This is a genomic window from Micromonospora citrea (assembly GCF_900090315.1).
Classification (GTDB): Bacteria; Actinomycetota; Actinomycetes; order Mycobacteriales; family Micromonosporaceae; genus Micromonospora; species Micromonospora citrea.
On record NZ_FMHZ01000002.1, the window covers coordinates 273,621 to 289,623 of the forward strand.

The following is a 16,003-nucleotide window of genomic DNA, read 5'->3' on the forward strand; positions in this document are numbered from 1 at the left end:
ATGTCTTTACCTCCCCGTCCAGTTCAATGATCGGCTCACGGCCGCTCGCCATGTGTCGCGCTGCTCCAGCCGCCAGGTGAGGTCCCGGGTGGGTGGGAAGCGGGCGCCGGCCCGCCAGCGCCGGCGCAGCGTGTCCAGGTCGGACCAGATCCCGACGGCCAGGCCCGCCGCGTACGCCGCGCCCATGGCGGTCGTCTCGACGTTCTCCGGCCGCACCACCGGGATTCCCAGCTGGTCGGCCTGGATCTGCAGCAGCAGGTCGTTGGCGGCCATGCCACCGTCGACCGGAAGCTCGCGCAGGTCCAGGCCGGTGTCCGTGCGCATCGCCTCCAGCACGTCGCCGATCTGCAGGGCGGTTGCCTCCAGCGCCGCCCGGGCCAGGTGCCGGCGGTCGGCGTAGCGGGTCAGCCCGACGATCGTGCCTCGGGCGTCGGGCCGCCAGTGCGGCGCGAACAGGCCGGAGAAGGCCGGTACGACGTACACGCCGCCGTTGTCGTCGACCTGCCGGGCGAGGACCTCGACCTCCTCGGCGCGCTGGATGATGCCCAGGTTGTCGCGGAGCCACTGCACGAGGGCGCCGGTGACGGCGATGGACCCTTCCAGCGCGTACACCGGGTCGTGCCCGTGGCACTGGTAGGCGACGGTGGTGATCAGGCCGTGTTTCGACGGCACCGGATCGGAGCCGGTGTTGAGCAGGACGAACGCGCCGGTGCCGTAGGTGCCCTTCGCCTCGCCGGGGGCGAAGCGGGCCTGCCCGAACAGCGCGGCCTGCTGGTCGCCGAGGATGCCGCCGACCGGTACGCCGGGCAGCGGCCCGTCCCGGTGGCCGTGGGCCACGACGCCGCTGGAGGCGCGGATGTCCGGCAGGACGCCGAGCGGCACCCCCAGCTCGGCGGCGAGGTCGGCGTCCCAGTCGACCGTGGCCAGGTCCATCAACATGGTCCGGGAGGCGTTCGTGACGTCGGTGACGTGCAGCCCGCCGTCCACGCCGCCGGTGAGGTTCCAGACCAGCCAGCTGTCGATGGTCCCGGCGGCCAGGTCCCCGCGCTCCGCGGCCTCCCGGGCGCCGGGCACGTGGTCGAGGATCCAGCGGATCTTCGGCGCGGAGACGTAGGTGCTCAGCGGCAGACCGGTGCGCGACCGGTACCGGTCGGGGCCGGCCGGCCCGGCGAGCTGGCGGCACGACTGCTCGGTGCGGGTGTCCTGCCAGACGATGGCGCGGTGGATCGACCGGCCGGACCGGCGGTCCCACACCACCACCGTCTCCCGCTGGTTGGTGATGCCGACGGCGGCCAGCTCCGCGGGGCCGCAGCCGGCCCGGTCGAGGGCGTCGGCGATCACGGTACGGGTGTTCGCCCAGATCTCGTCGGCGTCGTGCTCCACCCAGCCCGGCCGGGGAAAGTGCTGCCGGTGCTCGACCTGCGCCGCCGTCACCACCCGGCAGTCGGCGTCGACCAGCAGCGCCCGGGTGCTGGTGGTGCCCTGGTCGACGGCCAGCACGAGACCCTCGGAGACCGCGTTGTTCACAGCTGAACCACTCCTTTCACCACGGTTATGGCCGCACCGGTCAGCGCGAGGGCCACCACGGCCTGCCGGGCCCGGCGCGCCGGTATCCGGTCGGACAGGCGGTTACCGACGAGGATCCCGACGGTGAGGCCGGCGCCCACGAGGGCCCAACCGGCCGCCGGCAGGGACGGCAGGCTGCCCTTGGCCAGCAGCGACGCGACGCCGAGGGTCGCGAAGATGAGCTGGGCCGTGGCCGCGAAGGAGCGTTGCGGCCAGCCGGTGGAGATCGCGTAGACGGTGATCGCCGGGCCGCCGACCCCGGCGGTGACGTTCATGAAACCCGACCCGGCCCCGGCCAGCAGGCCGGCGCGGACGTCGCGGGCGGCCCCGCCCGGGCCGGTCGGAGCGTCGGCCGGCCGGCGGGTACGACCCCGCACGAGCACCACCGCCAGCGCGGCCAGCACCAGCCCGCCGACGACGACGGAGAGCGCCGGGCCGGGCAGGTTCCGGGCCACCCAGGCGCCCGGCAGCACGGCCACCACGGCCGGGCCGAGCAACAGGCCGGCCCGCCGGACGTCCACGTCCCGCCACACCTGCACGAGCACGACCAGCGCGGTGAGGGTGCCGCAGAGGTTGACCAGGAGCACGCCGTTGAACGGGTCGGTCAGCAGCACCACGAACGGCGAGGCCACCAGCGCGAACCCCAGGCCGGTGGCGCGCTGCGTTCCCGCGCCGACGAGGACGGCCGCCGCGAGTGCGGTCAGATGCAGCAGGGTCACCGGGGATCACGGCCGCCAGGCGAGGTACCGCTGGTCGGTGAACTCGGCCAGGCCCTCGGCGGAGCCCTCCCGCCCGAGCCCGGCCTGCTTGACTCCGCCCATCGGGGCGAACGCCACCGACGGCAGCGGGTCGTTGGCGCCGAGGATGCCGACCTGCATCCGGTCGGCCATCCGCCAGACGCGGGCCGGGTCCCGGCTGTAGACGTAGCCGGCGAGGCCCAGCTCGGTGGCGTTGGCCCGGGCGACGGCTTCGTCCTCGTCGCGGAAGCGGAAGACGGCGGCGGCGGGTCCGAAGACCTCCTCGCGGGCGATGCGGGCGTGGTCGGGCACGTCGACCAGCAGGGTCGGCGGCAGGTAGTGCCCGTGCCAGGGCACCGCCCGTTCGTCGGTGAGTCGGCGCGCGCCGGCGGCGAGCGCCTCGTCCACCAGCGCGGTGACCGCGTCGACCCGGTCGGAGTCGATCACCGGGCCGAGGTCGGGGCAGGGATCGTCGAGGCCGTTGCCGATGCTCAGCGCGTCGAGCCGCTCGGCCAGTCGGCCGGCGAACTCGTCGTGGACCCGCTCGTGCACCAGGAAGCGGTTGGCCGCCACGCAGGACTGGCCGGTGTTGCGGGTCTTGGCCAGCACGGCGCCCTCGACGGCGGCGTCGAGGTCCGCGTCGTCGAAGACGACGAACGCCGCGTTGCCGCCGAGTTCGAGCAGCGGCCTGACGATCCGGCGCGCCGCGCCGGCCATGATCCGGCCGCCGACGCCGGTGGAGCCGGTGAAGGTGACCACCCGGACGGCGCGGTGGTCGAGCAGCGCGTCGGTGAGTTCCGCGGCCGGTCCGTGCACGAGGTTGACCACCCCGGCGGGCAGCCCGGCGTCGGTCAGCGCACGGATCAGCTCGGTGACCGCCAGCGGCGCCTTCTCCGACACCCGGGCGACGACGGTGCAGCCGGCGGCCAGGGCGGGCGCGAGCTTGCGGGCCTGGATGGAGCAGGGGAAGTTCCACGGGGTCAGGCTGGCCACGACCCCGGTGGGGCGACGCAGGGTGAGCTGCCGGCGACCCGGCTGTTCGCTGGTGAGCAGCTCGCCCTGGGGCCGGCGGACCTGCTCGGCGAACCAGCGGAAGTACTCCGCGCTGAAGGAGACCTCGGCGAGTGCCTCCGGCAGCCGCTTGCCGGCCTCCCGGGCCAGCAGCTCACCGATGGAGCTCTGCCGCTCGCCGATCAGTTCGGCGGCCCGCAGCAACAGGTCGGCACGGACCCGGGGCGGGGTGTCGGCCCAGGCGTCGAACGCGGCGGCGGCGGCGTCCGCGGCACGTCGGGCGTCGGTCGCGTCGCCCCACCCGACCCGGCCGACGACGCTGCCGTCGGCCGGGTCGGTCACGTCGAGGTGGTGGTCGGGGGTGTGCCAGGTCCCGTCGATGAGCATGGTGCCCGTCACGTCGGTGACCCTCCTTCAGTCGATGAGCAGATCAGGGCGGTGCCGGCCGGCGACGGTCACGCTCGGCCAGTCCGGGTCGTGCACGAGAGGTCGCGGCCCGGCCGGGGTGACCAGGCAGGTGTCCTCGACCTTCCAGCCGGCGCCGGAGGGGTTCCAGGCCACGACGCTGCCCGCGGTGAGCGGGTCCGCCGAGCCGGGGTGGGCGGGGTATTCCCGGGGCTGCCAGCCGGAGAATCCGCCCTGGTGGTGCCGGTGCCACTCGGTGGCGTCGAAGCCGTACGCCGGGTAGGCGGCGACGCCGGCGGCGACCACGTCGCCGATCGGCGTCCCCACCCGGCTGGCGTCCAGGAACGCCGCCTCCACGTCGAGCAGCCGCCGGTAGGCGTCCCGGTCCTCCCCCGTGGGTGGGGTGAAGCAGCGGATCCGGGTGACGCTGGCGATCAGACCGTCGCGGCGGGCGCAGCAGACCAGCATGACCCGGTCGGTGATGCTGGCGGCGGTGGGCAGCGGGTGGCGGTGCGCGGCACCCCGCCGGTCGGCGGCGACGAAGAGCGCGACCGGGTCGAGCGCCCGGTCGAGCAGCTCGGCGGCGAGCAGCGCCGCGGCGGCGTACTCGGTCATGCCGGGCCGGCAGCGTCCGGCGGCGACGGTGGCGGCCCGCGCGGCGTCGGCGCAGACGCCGCCCAGCGTCTCGGCCTGGGCGGTGGTGAGCTGCCGGCGCAGGGCCGCGACGTCGGCGCGGACGTCGACCATGCCGGGCGCGGGCCGGTCGGAGCCCACGCCCGGGCCGGTCGGCAGCGCCGCCGACCGGTCCTCCCACCACGGCACGACGGCCCATTCGACGGCCCGGTCGGCCAGTTCGGTGTCGCGTAGCCGGGGCGCCTCGATGGCGTTGGCGACCACGGTCAGCCGGGCGGCGGCGTGGCGGCCACCGTCCGGGTCGGCGCCCCGGTCCCGGCAGTCGACGACGATGTCCAGGCAGGACGTGTCGAGGGTCTGCGGCACGTGGGAGCGGGCGCCGGTGAGCCAGCTGATCGTCGCCGGCTCCCGCAGCACCAGCGTGTCCAGGCCGTGCCGGTCGGCCAGGGCGGCCAGCCGGGTGAGCTTGTCGGGCAGGTCGTCACCCATGCCGTACCACCTGCCGGCGGACGGGCTGCCCGCCGGCCGCCTCCGCCACGCCGCCCCGGATCCGTACCGTCGTGTCGGTGCCGTCGAAGCCGGCGAGGCGCAGGTCGCGGTCGGCGTCGCCGAAGACGTGCAGCGTCCACGGCAGCCCGACCAGGTCGTCGGTGCGGCGGAACTCCTCCGGCAGGTCGACGCGGGGAATGACCGCGCCGTCGCGGACCAGCACGGGCATCCGCTCCAGCGGCACGTCGACGCTGTGCCAGCCGGGGCCCTGGTAGCGCTCGCCGGTGAGCAGGTCGGTCCACTGTCCCGCCGGGACGTGGAACCGGCGGCGGACCGGCTCGTCACCGTCGTCGAAGATCGGTACGACCAGCAGGTCCTCGCCGAGCAGGAACTGCCCGTCGAGGCCGGTGGCGACCGGGTCGTGCGGGTCGTGCAGGGCGCACGGCCGCAGCATCGGCCAGCCGCGGGCCGCGGACTCGGTGGCGACCTGCCACAGGTACGGCAGCAGCGAGTAGCGCAGGCGGATCCAGTCCCGGCTGACGGCCAGCGCGCGCGGGCCGAACGCCCAGGGTTCCCGGGGCCGCAGCCCGTGGGCGCGCATCAGCGGCGACAGGGCGCCGAGCTGCGTCCAGCGCACGTAGAGGGCGGGGGTGAGTTCGGGGCCGAAGAAGCCACCGATGTCGTGGCTCCAGAATCCCGGAGCGGACAGCGCGTAGGACAGGCCGCCGCGGACCGTGGCGCGCATGCCTGCCACCGTGGATTCGGCGTCCCCACCCCACTGGCCGGGGTAGCGGTGCGAGCCGGCCCAGCCGGAGCGACCCCAGACCAGCGGGTCCCGGCCGGTCCGTTCGGCGATCACCGCGCTCACCGCGCCGTTGTAGCGCAGCGGGTAGAGGTTGTGGGCGTGCCGGGGCGGGGTGCCGTCGGCGAGGGCGGCGTCGTCGGGCAGCCCCTCACCGAAGTCGGTCTTGAACACCGCCACCCCGTCGTCGAGGAAGTCGGCGTGCAGGTCCTGCCACCAGCGGCGGGCCCGCGGGTTGGTGAAGTCGATCAGGGCGCGGGGTCGGCCGTCCGGGGTGGGGGTGCCGCGCAGCCGGGCGGTCGCCCCGGCGGTGTCGCGGACCAGGTAGCCGGCCGCCTCCGCCTCCGCGTAGCGCGGGGAGGCGGGGTCGAGGTACGGCAGTTCCCACACCGACAGGCGGCAGCCGTACGCGTCGAGGGCCTTGACGAACGCGGCCCGGTCGCCGAAGCGGTCGGTGTTCCAGATGAAGTCGGTGTTGAGCCGGTCCACGACGAGCCAGTCGGGGTCGAGGTGCAGCACGTCGCAGGGGACGTCGTGGTCGGCCATGCCCCGGGCGACGCCCTCCATCTCCGTACGGGAGTGGTAGCGGCAGCGTCCCATCCAGTAGCCGAAGGCCCACAGCGGCGGACGGTTCGGCCGGCCGGTCAGCGCGGTGTAGTCGCCGAGGCGCACCTTCGGGTCGGCGTCGACGCAGACGTACAGGTCGATCGCCTCGTCGGCGGCGGTGAGGGCGAGCACGCTGGGCCGGGTGTGCCCGACGTCCGCGGTGACGGTGGCGCCGGTGTTGAGGAATCCGGTGTAACCGGCGGTGGAGTGCCAGACCGGCACCGGCTTGTACGCCATGCCGGTGCCGGTGCCCAGCGCGTCCTCGACCCGCAGCAGCAACTGCTGTCCGTTCTTGACCAGCCGGCCGAACTGCTCGCCGAAGCCGGTGATCTCCTCGTCCGGGCCGAGTTCGCAGTGCAGGGTGGTGTGCTCGCCGTCGCCGAGCACGGGCGGGGCCATGGGGAACCCGGCGACCTGGCGCAGTCGTTCGCCGGTACGCAGCACCGTGCGTCCGTCGGCGTCGGTGACGGTGACGGCGAACGGGAACCGGCCGATGCGTACGCCCATCCGGCCGGTGCTGACGGTGAGGTGGTCGGGGTGCTCCTCGATGCGGGGCTCGACCGGTTCCGGCCGGGGGTCGGTGACGATCCCCAGCCAGGTCGGGTCCTCGGCGAGCACCCGGGCGCCGGCGGGGGCCACCACGATCCGAACGGTGCGCGGCCCGGCGAACGCCACCCGTACCTGCCAGGTCCTGGTGGTCAGCGGCGGCAGGCGCAGGTCCGGCAGGTTGGGCATGGTGGTTTCCACGCCCTGGTCGGTGACCGGTTCGCCGGTCAGCCAGCCCGGCGTTCCGGGCAGCCGGACGGCCGGGTGGGCGTCGACGTCGACCACGACGCCGGGGCCGTCGCGGCGCACCCGACCGACCCGGCGCAGGATCTCGGGGGTGCCCGTTTCGTCGTCGTACACGATGCCGGTCACCCCTTCACCGCGCCGGAGGTCATGCCGGCGACGAAGTAGCGCTGGAGCAGCACGTAGCCGACCACCACCGGCAGCGAGGAGAGCACGACGCCGGTGAACAGCAGCGGGTAGTCGGTCTGGAACTCGCCCTGGAAGCTGAGCAGGGCCAGCGGCAGGGTCCGTTTCTCCGCGGACTGGATGAACAGCAGCGGGTAGAGCAGTTCGTTCCAGTGCATGACGAACAGGAAGATCGCGGTCGCCGCCAGCGACGGCAGGGAGAGCGGCATGACCACCGAGCGGTAGGTCCGCCACGGCCCGGAGCCGTCGAGGGCGCTGGCCTCGTACAGCGTGCTGGGCAGGGTGCGCATGAATCCGCCGAGGATGAACACGGCGACCGGCAGGGTGACCACGACGTTGATCAGGATCAGGCCGAGCAGGCTGTCGAGCAGGCCGAGCCGGCCGAAGAGCACGTACTGCGGGATCATGTTGGCCTGGGCGGGCACGGACATGCCCAGCACCAGGAACCCGAAGATGAGCCACCCCCGCCAGCCGGGAATGCGGGCCACCCCGTACGCGGCCAGGCTGCCGAGGAACAGCGTCAGCGTCACCGACACGACGGTCACCAGGGTGCTGTTGACGAACGCGCCGCTGAGGTTCTGCTCGGTGAGCACCGTGCGGTAGTTCTCCGCCGACAGCGACGTGGGCGGGGCGAACGGGTTCTCGAACAGGGCGCCGGTGGTCTTGAACGTGCCGAACAGGATCACCGTCAGCGGTACGACGATCAGGACCGCGTAGCTGGCGAGGATGGCGCGTCGGCCGAGTGTGGCGAGCATGTGGCCTCCCTCAGGTGTCCGCCGTGGTCGCCCGGAGCATGCGTCGCTGCGTGACGGTCACGACCCCGATGAGGATCATGAACAGCAGCGACTCTGCGGCGGCGTAACCGAAGTCCGAGTTGGCGAACGTGGTGTAGATGCGGGTGGAGAGGATGTCCAGCGACGACTTCGGCGGGTTGCCGCCGAGGCCGAGGATCAGGTCGAACGCCTTGAACGACTGGATCGTGGTGTAGGCGACCACGATGGCCGTCGCGGGCGCGATCATCGGCCAGGTGATGTGCCGGAACTTCGCCCACCGGCCGGCGCCGTCGATGCCGGCGGCCTCGTACAGCTCGACCGGGATGGACTGCAGGCCGGCCACGAAGACCACCATCATCTGCCCGGCGTGGAACCAGACCTGGGTGACCGCCACCCAGTAGATCGCCTGGTCGTCGCCGAGGAACGACGAGCGCATCCCGCCCAGCCCGACGGCGTCGAGCGACCGGTTGATCAGGCCGAAGTTCGGGTCGTAGACGAACTTCCAGATGAACGCCACCGACACCGAGGACAGGATGGTGGGGAAGAAGAACAGCGACCGGAGGATGACGCTGCCGCGGGAGTTGCGGGCCAGCAGGACGGCGAGCAGCAGCGACAGCGCGGTCTGCGCGATCACCACCACCAGCATGAACTTGAGGTTGTTGACCAGCGCGTTGCGGAACAGGTCGTCGCCGGTCAACGCCCGGGTGAAGTTGTCCAGGCCGACGACCTCGTAGCCGGCGCTGAAGCCGTCCCAGTCGGTGATCGCGTACTGCACGGCCTGCGCGGTGGGGATGGCGAAGAAGACGACCAGCAGGGCCACCGCCGGCAGCGGGAACAGGTAGAGGCCCGGGTGCACGCGGGTGGCGCGGCGGCGCGGCCGCCTGCCGGCCGGGCCCGCGGCGGTGGCGGCGCCCGGCCGCGCCGAGCCGCCGGTGGTGCCCGGCGGGTCGGCGCGTCCAGTTGCGGTACGTGGGGTCATGGCATTTACCTGCGCTGGTCGACGATCCGCTGGGCCTCCTCGGCCGCCTGCTGGGGTGCGGTGCCACCGACCACCTTGACGCAGGCGCCCTCGACCGCGTTACGGATGTCCAGGTCGAGGAACTGGAACCGGGGAGCGAGCAGCGTCTTGCGGCTCAGCCAGGGCTGGGTGGCCTTGAGGTCGGCGTTGGTGTAGTCGACCCCCTTGACCGTGAGGTGCTGGGCGGTGGCGTTGGCGTAGGTGGCGGCGTTGGCCGGGTCGCTGAGGAAGTCCAGCCAGGCCAGCGCGGCCGGCTGCACGTCGGACTTGGCGTTCACGCCGAGGATGAACGTGGCGTTGTAGACACCCTCGTTGCGGGCCTTGTCCTTGCTGGTGGTGATCGGCGCGATGACGTTCATCGGGAACTTCGCCCCGAGCGCGCGGACCGCGGCGAGGTGGTAGCTGCCGGTGGCGAGCATCGCGGCCTTGCCGGTGGCGAAGAGCTGCTGCGCCGGTTCCACCGCCGTGCCGGTCGGGCTCGGCTGGAAGTACGGGCGGAGCTGGGCGTACTGCTCCAGCGTCTTGAGGAACCAGTCATCGGTGCACTTCGCCTCGCCCCGCTCGATCCTGGTGCACATGTCGTCGGTGGGCGCGTTGTTGGACACCATCGAGTTGAACAGCTGGCCGGCGTTGCCCGGCTCACCACCCGGCCAGGCGATCGGCACCACGCCCTGGCCCTTGAGCTTCTCGCAGAGGGCGAGGAAGCCGTCCCAGTCGGCGGGCGCCTCGGTCACGCCGGCCCGCTCGAAGATGTCGGCGTTGTACAGCGGCATCGGGAAGACCACCTGGTACGGCAGGCCGTACTGCTTGCCGTCCTGGGCGCCGGCCCGCAGCAGCCCCGGCTCGAACCGGCCGAGCAGTTCGGAGCCGGACAGGTCGGTGTAGACCTGCGCCTTGACGAAGTTCTCGAACTGGGCGCCCCGGAACGTGGCGAACGCGTCACCGACGTTGCCGCCGCGCAGCCGCTGCAACGCCTGGGCGTTGTAGTCGTTCGACGGCGCGATGTCCTGGGTGATCTTCGCGTCCGGGAACTTCGCGGTGAAGGAGGCCATCAGCTTGTCGAACGTCTCCCGGTCCTCGCCGCGCCAGTGGGCGAAGGAGACCTCGCCGGTGGGCTTGCCGGTCTGGACGGCCTTCGGCGCGCCGGAACCGCCGCTGTCGCCGCCGGGGCCGGCGCACGCGGCGGTGGCGGCGGCCACGCCGGTCAGTCCGATCAGGCGGAACAGGTCACGGCGGCGGTAGGACGATCGGGGGTGGGTTGTCATGACTCATCTCCTCGGGACGGAGTCGTCACCATTCAACGACGGGGATGTTCAGCAGATCGGCGGCGGCCCGCAGCGCGGGTCGGACGTCCCGCCAGGCCAGCACCGTGTGGTGGGGGAAGCCGCCGGTGACCAGCCCGTGCACGAAGGCGGTGGCGTCGGTGTCGAGTCGGACGTCGGCGGTGTTGCCTTGGAACCGGTTGACCGCCGGCAGGGACTCGCCGGCGGCGATCAGGAGCCGCAGCCCGTCGCCGGACGGCTCCTCCGTCAGTCGTGCCATGATCACCGGGCCGGTACGCAGGCTGAAGTTGCCCGCCACCCCGATCCGGCGGTTGCAGTGCACGTCCTGGGTCGCCTGGGCCGGGTCGGCGGCCAGGCTGGTCGCCGCGGATCCGCAGTGCCACAGTCGGACCACGTTGGTGGCGGCGTCGAGGTCGACGGTGTCGACCAGGTAGGTGGTGCCCGCGCCGAGCGCCTCCAGCAACAGCATCGTCACCGCGCCGTAGACGTCGCGCTCGCAGACGGTCGGGGTGCCCTCGTCGGCCAGCCGGGACAGCGACGAGCACGGGCACACACCGAGCCGGCTGGGAAACTCCGGCCAGCAGCGCACCGCCACCGCGGCGAGGGAGTCCTGGGCGGTCCAGTCCCGCATCGCGCAGGTGACCGCGGCGTGCCGTGCCACCTCCGTGGGATCGAGACCGGCGAGGCTGGGCCGGGCCGCGGTCACCGCCGCCAGCTCGGCCGCCCGCTGCGGCTCGCCGACCGCGCCGATCCGCTCGAAGGCGGCGTCCACGGTCAGCGGGGCGACGTCGAGGCCGAACAGACGGTCCAGCAGGGCCGGGTCGTACTCGCTCGGGGTGAACCCGGGGGGCGCGTCGCCGAGCAGGCCGACGCGCCGCCCCCGCAGCGTGGCCAGGGCGCGTTCGGCGTCCGCGCGGTCGCCGCGTTCCCGCTGGTGGTCCGGTTGCGGCGGCGCCGGCGGCAGCTCACCGGCCAGCGCGCGGCGCAGCGCCTCGCGGACCTGCGGCTCGTCGGGGTCGCCGTAGAGCAGGCGCACCTGCGCGCCGGCGCCGACCAGCGCGTGGCCGAAGAGGTTGGCTCCGCACAGCGAGTTGAGCCAGAGCCGGTCGCCGACCGGGCCGGGCTCCCGGAAGGACCAGAGCAGCACCGGCCGGTCCAGGTCGCGGTAGAGCGCCAGCGCCGGGGACGCGTCGGAGAACGAGGCGCAGACGTTGACGACGAGGTCGGCGTCCGGATCGACGAAGCGGGCCGCGTCGGCCACGTCCTCGGGGGTCATCACCAGGTCCGTCGGGCCGGCGACGGTGGCGCCGAGTTCGGTCAGCAGTGCGCGGGCCTGCTCCGCCCGCTGCCGGGCCACGTCGACCACGAAGGTCGGGCGGGCGGTGGGCACCATCACGACGCGGGGCATGGTCACCGCTCCCCCATCGCGGCGTCGACCACGTCGCCGAGGCGACGCAACCGCGCGACGGCGTGGGTGGCCAACTCGGTCTCCAGGTCGGTGGCGCCGATGCAGGACGCCCAGACGGCGCGTCCGGCCAGGAACCCGGAGGCGCCCTCGGCACAGGCCAGCCGGACCGCCTCGGGGAAGACGTCCTCGGGGACCCCGGAGGAGAGCACCACCCAGGGGCTGGCCACGGTCTCGGTGATCCGCGAGCAGCGGCGCCGGATCTCGTCGGGGTCGCCCTGGCCGCGCAGCGGCACCTCGGCCTTGTACAGGTCGGCGCCGAGCGAGCCGAGTTCGGCGGCGGCGGCCAGCACGCCCTCGTCCCAGTCCCAGGCGCGGCCGTCGAGCGGCCGGCGGGAGACGGGCTCGACGATGCTGATCAGGCCGGCGCGCCGGCACCGGTCGACGAACTCCTCCACCATCGCGATCCGGGGGCCGGGGTCGGTGTCGGGCCGGTAGAGCACCAGCAGTTTCTGCGCCACGGCACCCTGCTCCCGGACCCGCTCGGGCACCACGTCGGGGTCGATGTCGACCTCGCCGACGAGCTCTCCGTGGGCGGTGTGGAACCGGTCGGCGGCCGCGATGAGGGCGCAGCCGGGAGCGACCGCCCGCTCGGCGACCACCCGGTCGAAGGCGAACTGTCGGTCGACCAGCACGGCGGAGGCGTACGGGGTCAGGATGCGGGCCGCGGCGAGCTTGAAGGCGGTCACCTGCTCGTCGCTGACGGGCTCCGCCTGGTGCTCGGCGAACATGGCCCGCATCGCCTCGCGCTGGTCGATGGCGAGCATGGCGTACCCACCCGAGGGTCGGCGCAGCACGGACAGGTCCGGTGCGGTGGTGGGTCCTGAGCTCACAGGTCTTCCTCCTGTCGATCGGGTAGGACACCGTCCAGGGCGGACAGCACCTCTGCGTGGTTCGGGATGGCCGAGCGGCCGTCGATCCCACGGCAGGACAGCGCGGCGGCGACGTTGGCGTAGCGCAGGCACTGCGTCAGGGGCAGGTCGCGGACCCACGCCGCCAGCAGAGCGCCGTGGAAGACGTCCCCGGCGCCGAGCGTGCTCACCACGTCGACCGGCAGGCCGGCGGCCTCCACCGGTGGGTACCCGGCCCGGGCGGCCACCGAGCCCTCGGCGCCCCGGGTGGCGACCACGGTCCGCGCGCCCTCGGCCAGCGCCCGGCCGAGCAGGTCGGCCACCGGCAGCGACCCGTGGCGGGCGGCCAGTGCCTCGACGGTGGGCACGTACAGGTCGACGTCGGCCAGCCGCAGGTCGGCGATCGGGTTGCCGCCGTCGACCGAGACGCGGGGCCGGGCGGCGGCCGGGAGTTGGTCGAGCAGGGCCCGGGCCACCGGCCACCCGCGGTGGTCGACGTGCACCCAGCCGGCGCCGGTGAGCCGGTCCAGCAGCGCCGGGTCGGCACCGAGGCTCAGGGCTGGCACCGGGCGGGTGCAGATGGCCCGGGTGGCCCGGGAGCGGTCGATGACCACGACGCTGGCCTGGGACGGCTGCCCGGGCACGACGCGTACCCCCGTGGTGTCCACGCCCTCGGCGCGCAGCCCGGCGACGATCCGCTCCCCCTCGTCGTCGTCGCCGACCGCACCGACGAAGGCGGCCGGCACGCCGAGCCGGGCCGCGGCGACGGCGGCGGTGGCAGCCGGGCCGCCGCCGGCGTACCGGACGGCGGCGGCGACCTGGCGTTCGTCCGGCTCCGGGAAGCGATCGACGAGCGTGATCGCGTCGAAGGTCGCGGCGCCGACGAACACGATCGGGGGTCGTGACGTGCTGCTCGCCATCCGAACCTCCGCCAAGCGTTTCTGCTGGTCAAGGGCGGTAGGGTGACTGACACCACCACCGCGGTGTTAAAAACAAAACACATGGGTGTTCGGAAGTCAACACCTCTGATGTAGGCTCAGCGTCGATCCGGGGGCGGCGCGGGCCGACACCGGATCGGGAGGCGGGGGATGACGAGAGCACGGACGGCGGAGCCCGGGGCACGCCGCGGCACACGCGACGGTCGATGCGTCCGCAAGCGAGGCTCGGCCGTAGAGTTGGAGTCCCCGCGGTCGCACCGGCGCCCGACACGCCCGCCCCGGTCCACAGGGCGGCCACACGGGCCCGGCACAGCGACGCAGACGACCGCGACGAGGAGAGGGCGGTGGCGGTGACGAGCGAGGTGGCCACGCCGACGAGCGCGGCGGCGCGGCGTCAGGCGATCATGCGACGCCTGCACACCACCGGCTTCGCCTCCATCACCGACCTGAGTCAGCTGTTCGGCGTCTCCGACATGACGATCCGGCGCGACCTGAAGCGGTTGTCGGAGACCGGCGAGTTGCGGGTGGTCCACGGTGGAGCGAGCCTGCCGCACGGCACCCTGCGCACAGCCAGCTTCGCCAGCCGGGCCGGGCAGGAGGCGGAGAGCAAACGACGCATCGCCGAGCGGGCCGCGACCCTGATCGAACGCAACGCGACCGTCGCCGTCGACGCGGGCACCACCGCGTACGAGCTGGCCACCCACCTGCCGCCCGGCTTCCAGGGCAGCGTCATCACCCACTCGATCCCCGTGCTGCAACACCTGCTCGGCCTGCCCGACGTGCAGGTCGTGGCCCTCGGTGGCCAACTCCTCGCGGACAGTCAGGCGCTGGTCGGTGAGATCACCGTCCGGTGCCTGGAGGGGCTGCACGCGGACGTCTTCTTCCTGGCCGCCGCGGCCATCAACGCCGGCGGCATCTACGTCGCCGCCGACGTGGAACGCCCCACCAAGCGTGCCCTGATCGACATCTGCGACCGGGTGGTCGTCCTCGCCGACCACACCAAGTTCGCCACCTCGGCCCCGATCCGACTGGTCACGTTCGACCTGGTCGACATGGTGGTGACCGACCAGCCTCCGCCGCCGGCGGTGGCCGACGCGCTACGCGCGGCCGACGTGGAACTCATCGTCTGCGCCGGCTGACGCGTCGAGTGCGGCCAGCACCAACGCCACACCGCCGGCCGCGTCGGCCGTTCCGAGTTCACGACCGTCTGCTGCCCTGACGAGATATCGCCCGTCCCGCAGCGGCTCCACGAAGGGACAGTCGTCGCTGTACGGAAGGCTCACGGTCCGGCTGAAGCGCAGCGTCCGGTGGCTGGTGTACGGCAGCAGCGCTCGCAGTCGCGGTTCGCGGAACGCGTGCGCGACGAACGGACGCAGGCGAGTCAGCTGGCGCGCCTGCGAAGGGTCTTCGTGGTACTGCCGCCATCGATGGCCGATGGCCTCGGCGTCGCCGCGCTCGTACGCCTCGGCGAACCCGTCGGTGCGCAGGAACGGCCATGCCGAGACCAACTGGCGAAGGCGGACGCCCGACTGCCAGGCGTGCATCGCCGCGGCGACGCCCGACAGTTCGACTGTCGTGCCCCGCGCCATGCCCACGCCTCGCGCCCGCAACCGCAGGCAGAAGGCTCGTTCGCCGATGCCCGTCACGACATCGGCGTCGCGTTCGACGCCGACGACTCTCGCCGCGACGTGCCGCCAGCCGGGCGAGGACACGTGGCGGGCCCGGCAGGCGAGACCGGCCGCGTCGAACTGGCCTTGCAGGGCCCGCCGGAGGTCGCCTGCCCGAGCGATGTCCGGGTACGGGACCGGGTCCGGCCCGGCCCGGCCGCGCTGGTCGGACACACGTCAATCATGCTCGCCCACGCCGAGCGGTGGCCCGGGCAGGGGTTGCCGCCGGGGTGGCTCGATACGACCGGTCGAGCCGGAACGAGTCGGCACAACTGCGGGGACTATCCTTCGCGGGCCTGAGTCACACCGAGAATGTTGCCCTCGCTGTCCTTGAACCAGGCACCGCGCATCGTCGGAAACTCCGCGACGCCGTTGACTGTCTTGAGGCCCGGGAGATCATACTCTTCGAACGTCACGCCGCGCCTCCGGAGATCCGCCATCTCGGCGTCGAGGTCGGCGACCAGCCAGGCCGCCAGCGTGTGGGGCGCCTGCCCGGCGTTTGACGTGGGATAGACGAAGAACCGCGTTCCACCGGACTCGAAATGGACCGCGTCCTCGGCTTCCTGCGACACGGCCAGGCCCAGCGTCTCACGATAGAAACGCTTGGCCCGCTCCATGTCGCTCGCGGGAATGGCCGCCTGCGCCGGTGCGTCTGCCAACATGTTGCTCACCTCGTGCGACAGCGTAATCCCCGCCGGGGCGGCAAGCTTCCGCTTTGCCCCACATCGTCGCCTGGCGCACACCGCTCGCCCGGTACGCCCGCCAGGAACCTGTGGACGCCCGG

General features: G+C 73.3%; 14 protein-coding genes. 1 reads left to right on the plus strand and 13 read right to left on the minus strand.

The features are described from left to right. Positions 1–6 precede the first annotated feature (6 nt). The 11 genes from glpK to GA0070606_RS01595 are packed head-to-tail and all read right to left on the minus strand — an operon-like array spanning position 7 to position 13,534. The gene (gene glpK, locus GA0070606_RS01545) at positions 7–1,527 is read right to left on the minus strand and encodes a glycerol kinase GlpK (RefSeq protein ID WP_091094708.1); all 1,521 of its coding nucleotides are present in this window, start codon (positions 1,525–1,527) and stop codon (positions 7–9) included. Continuing rightward, positions 1,524–2,285 (minus strand): sulfite exporter TauE/SafE family protein, encoded by a 762-nt coding sequence (locus GA0070606_RS01550; RefSeq protein ID WP_218105929.1) that lies wholly within the window; start codon positions 2,283–2,285, stop codon positions 1,524–1,526. The genes glpK and GA0070606_RS01550 overlap by 4 nt, the downstream gene beginning before the upstream one ends. 6 nt (positions 2,286–2,291) lie before the next feature. Continuing rightward, the gene (locus GA0070606_RS01555; RefSeq protein WP_218105930.1) at positions 2,292–3,713 is read right to left on the minus strand and encodes an NAD-dependent succinate-semialdehyde dehydrogenase; all 1,422 of its coding nucleotides are present in this window, start codon (positions 3,711–3,713) and stop codon (positions 2,292–2,294) included. 15 nt (positions 3,714–3,728) lie between these two features. Then, complete coding sequence (locus GA0070606_RS01560) at positions 3,729–4,841, minus strand: M24 family metallopeptidase (protein ID WP_091094709.1); 1,113 nt, start codon at positions 4,839–4,841, stop codon at positions 3,729–3,731. Beyond that, entirely contained in the window at positions 4,834–7,167 is a 2,334-nt protein-coding gene (locus tag GA0070606_RS01565; protein ID WP_091094710.1) for a glycoside hydrolase family 31 protein, read from the minus strand. Before GA0070606_RS01565 ends, GA0070606_RS01560 begins: the two co-directional genes overlap by 8 nt. Further along, a complete protein-coding gene (locus GA0070606_RS01570; RefSeq protein WP_091094711.1) occupies positions 7,164–7,979 on the minus strand; it encodes a carbohydrate ABC transporter permease in 816 nt (271 codons plus the stop codon). Before GA0070606_RS01570 ends, GA0070606_RS01565 begins: the two co-directional genes overlap by 4 nt. A 10-nt stretch (positions 7,980–7,989) precedes the next feature. Next, a complete protein-coding gene (locus GA0070606_RS01575; protein WP_091094712.1) occupies positions 7,990–8,976 on the minus strand; it encodes a carbohydrate ABC transporter permease in 987 nt (328 codons plus the stop codon). Positions 8,977–8,981: 5 nt separating this feature from the next. Continuing rightward, complete coding sequence (locus GA0070606_RS01580) at positions 8,982–10,280, minus strand: ABC transporter substrate-binding protein (RefSeq protein WP_091094713.1); 1,299 nt, start codon at positions 10,278–10,280, stop codon at positions 8,982–8,984. Between the two features lie 25 nt (positions 10,281–10,305). Continuing rightward, entirely contained in the window at positions 10,306–11,706 is a 1,401-nt protein-coding gene (locus tag GA0070606_RS01585; RefSeq protein WP_091094714.1) for a hypothetical protein, read from the minus strand. A 2-nt stretch (positions 11,707–11,708) separates the two neighbouring features. Further along, positions 11,709–12,596, minus strand: a complete 888-nt coding sequence (locus GA0070606_RS01590) for a hypothetical protein (protein WP_281190552.1) — start codon at positions 12,594–12,596, stop codon at positions 11,709–11,711. Next, positions 12,593–13,534 carry a carbohydrate kinase family protein gene (locus GA0070606_RS01595; RefSeq protein WP_091094716.1) on the minus strand — a complete coding sequence of 314 codons (942 nt, stop codon included), beginning with the start codon at positions 13,532–13,534 and terminating at the stop codon, positions 12,593–12,595. Before GA0070606_RS01595 ends, GA0070606_RS01590 begins: the two co-directional genes overlap by 4 nt. A gap of 362 nt (positions 13,535–13,896) precedes the next feature. Here GA0070606_RS01595 and GA0070606_RS01600 point away from each other — a divergent pair, with 362 nt between their 5' ends. Further along, positions 13,897–14,691: a DeoR/GlpR family DNA-binding transcription regulator gene (locus tag GA0070606_RS01600; RefSeq protein WP_176737189.1), complete on the plus strand. Its 795-nt coding sequence runs from the start codon at positions 13,897–13,899 to the stop codon at positions 14,689–14,691. Here the strand turns inward: GA0070606_RS01600 and GA0070606_RS01605 are convergent. Next, entirely contained in the window at positions 14,650–15,393 is a 744-nt protein-coding gene (locus GA0070606_RS01605; protein ID WP_091094718.1) for a DUF6193 family natural product biosynthesis protein, read from the minus strand. The two genes, GA0070606_RS01600 and GA0070606_RS01605, sit on opposite strands and share 42 nt — an antisense overlap. 107 nt (positions 15,394–15,500) lie before the next feature. Beyond that, on the minus strand, positions 15,501–15,881 hold the full coding sequence (locus GA0070606_RS01610; RefSeq protein ID WP_091094719.1) for a VOC family protein: 381 nt from the start codon (positions 15,879–15,881) through the stop codon (positions 15,501–15,503). Positions 15,882–16,003: the final 122 nt, after the last annotated feature.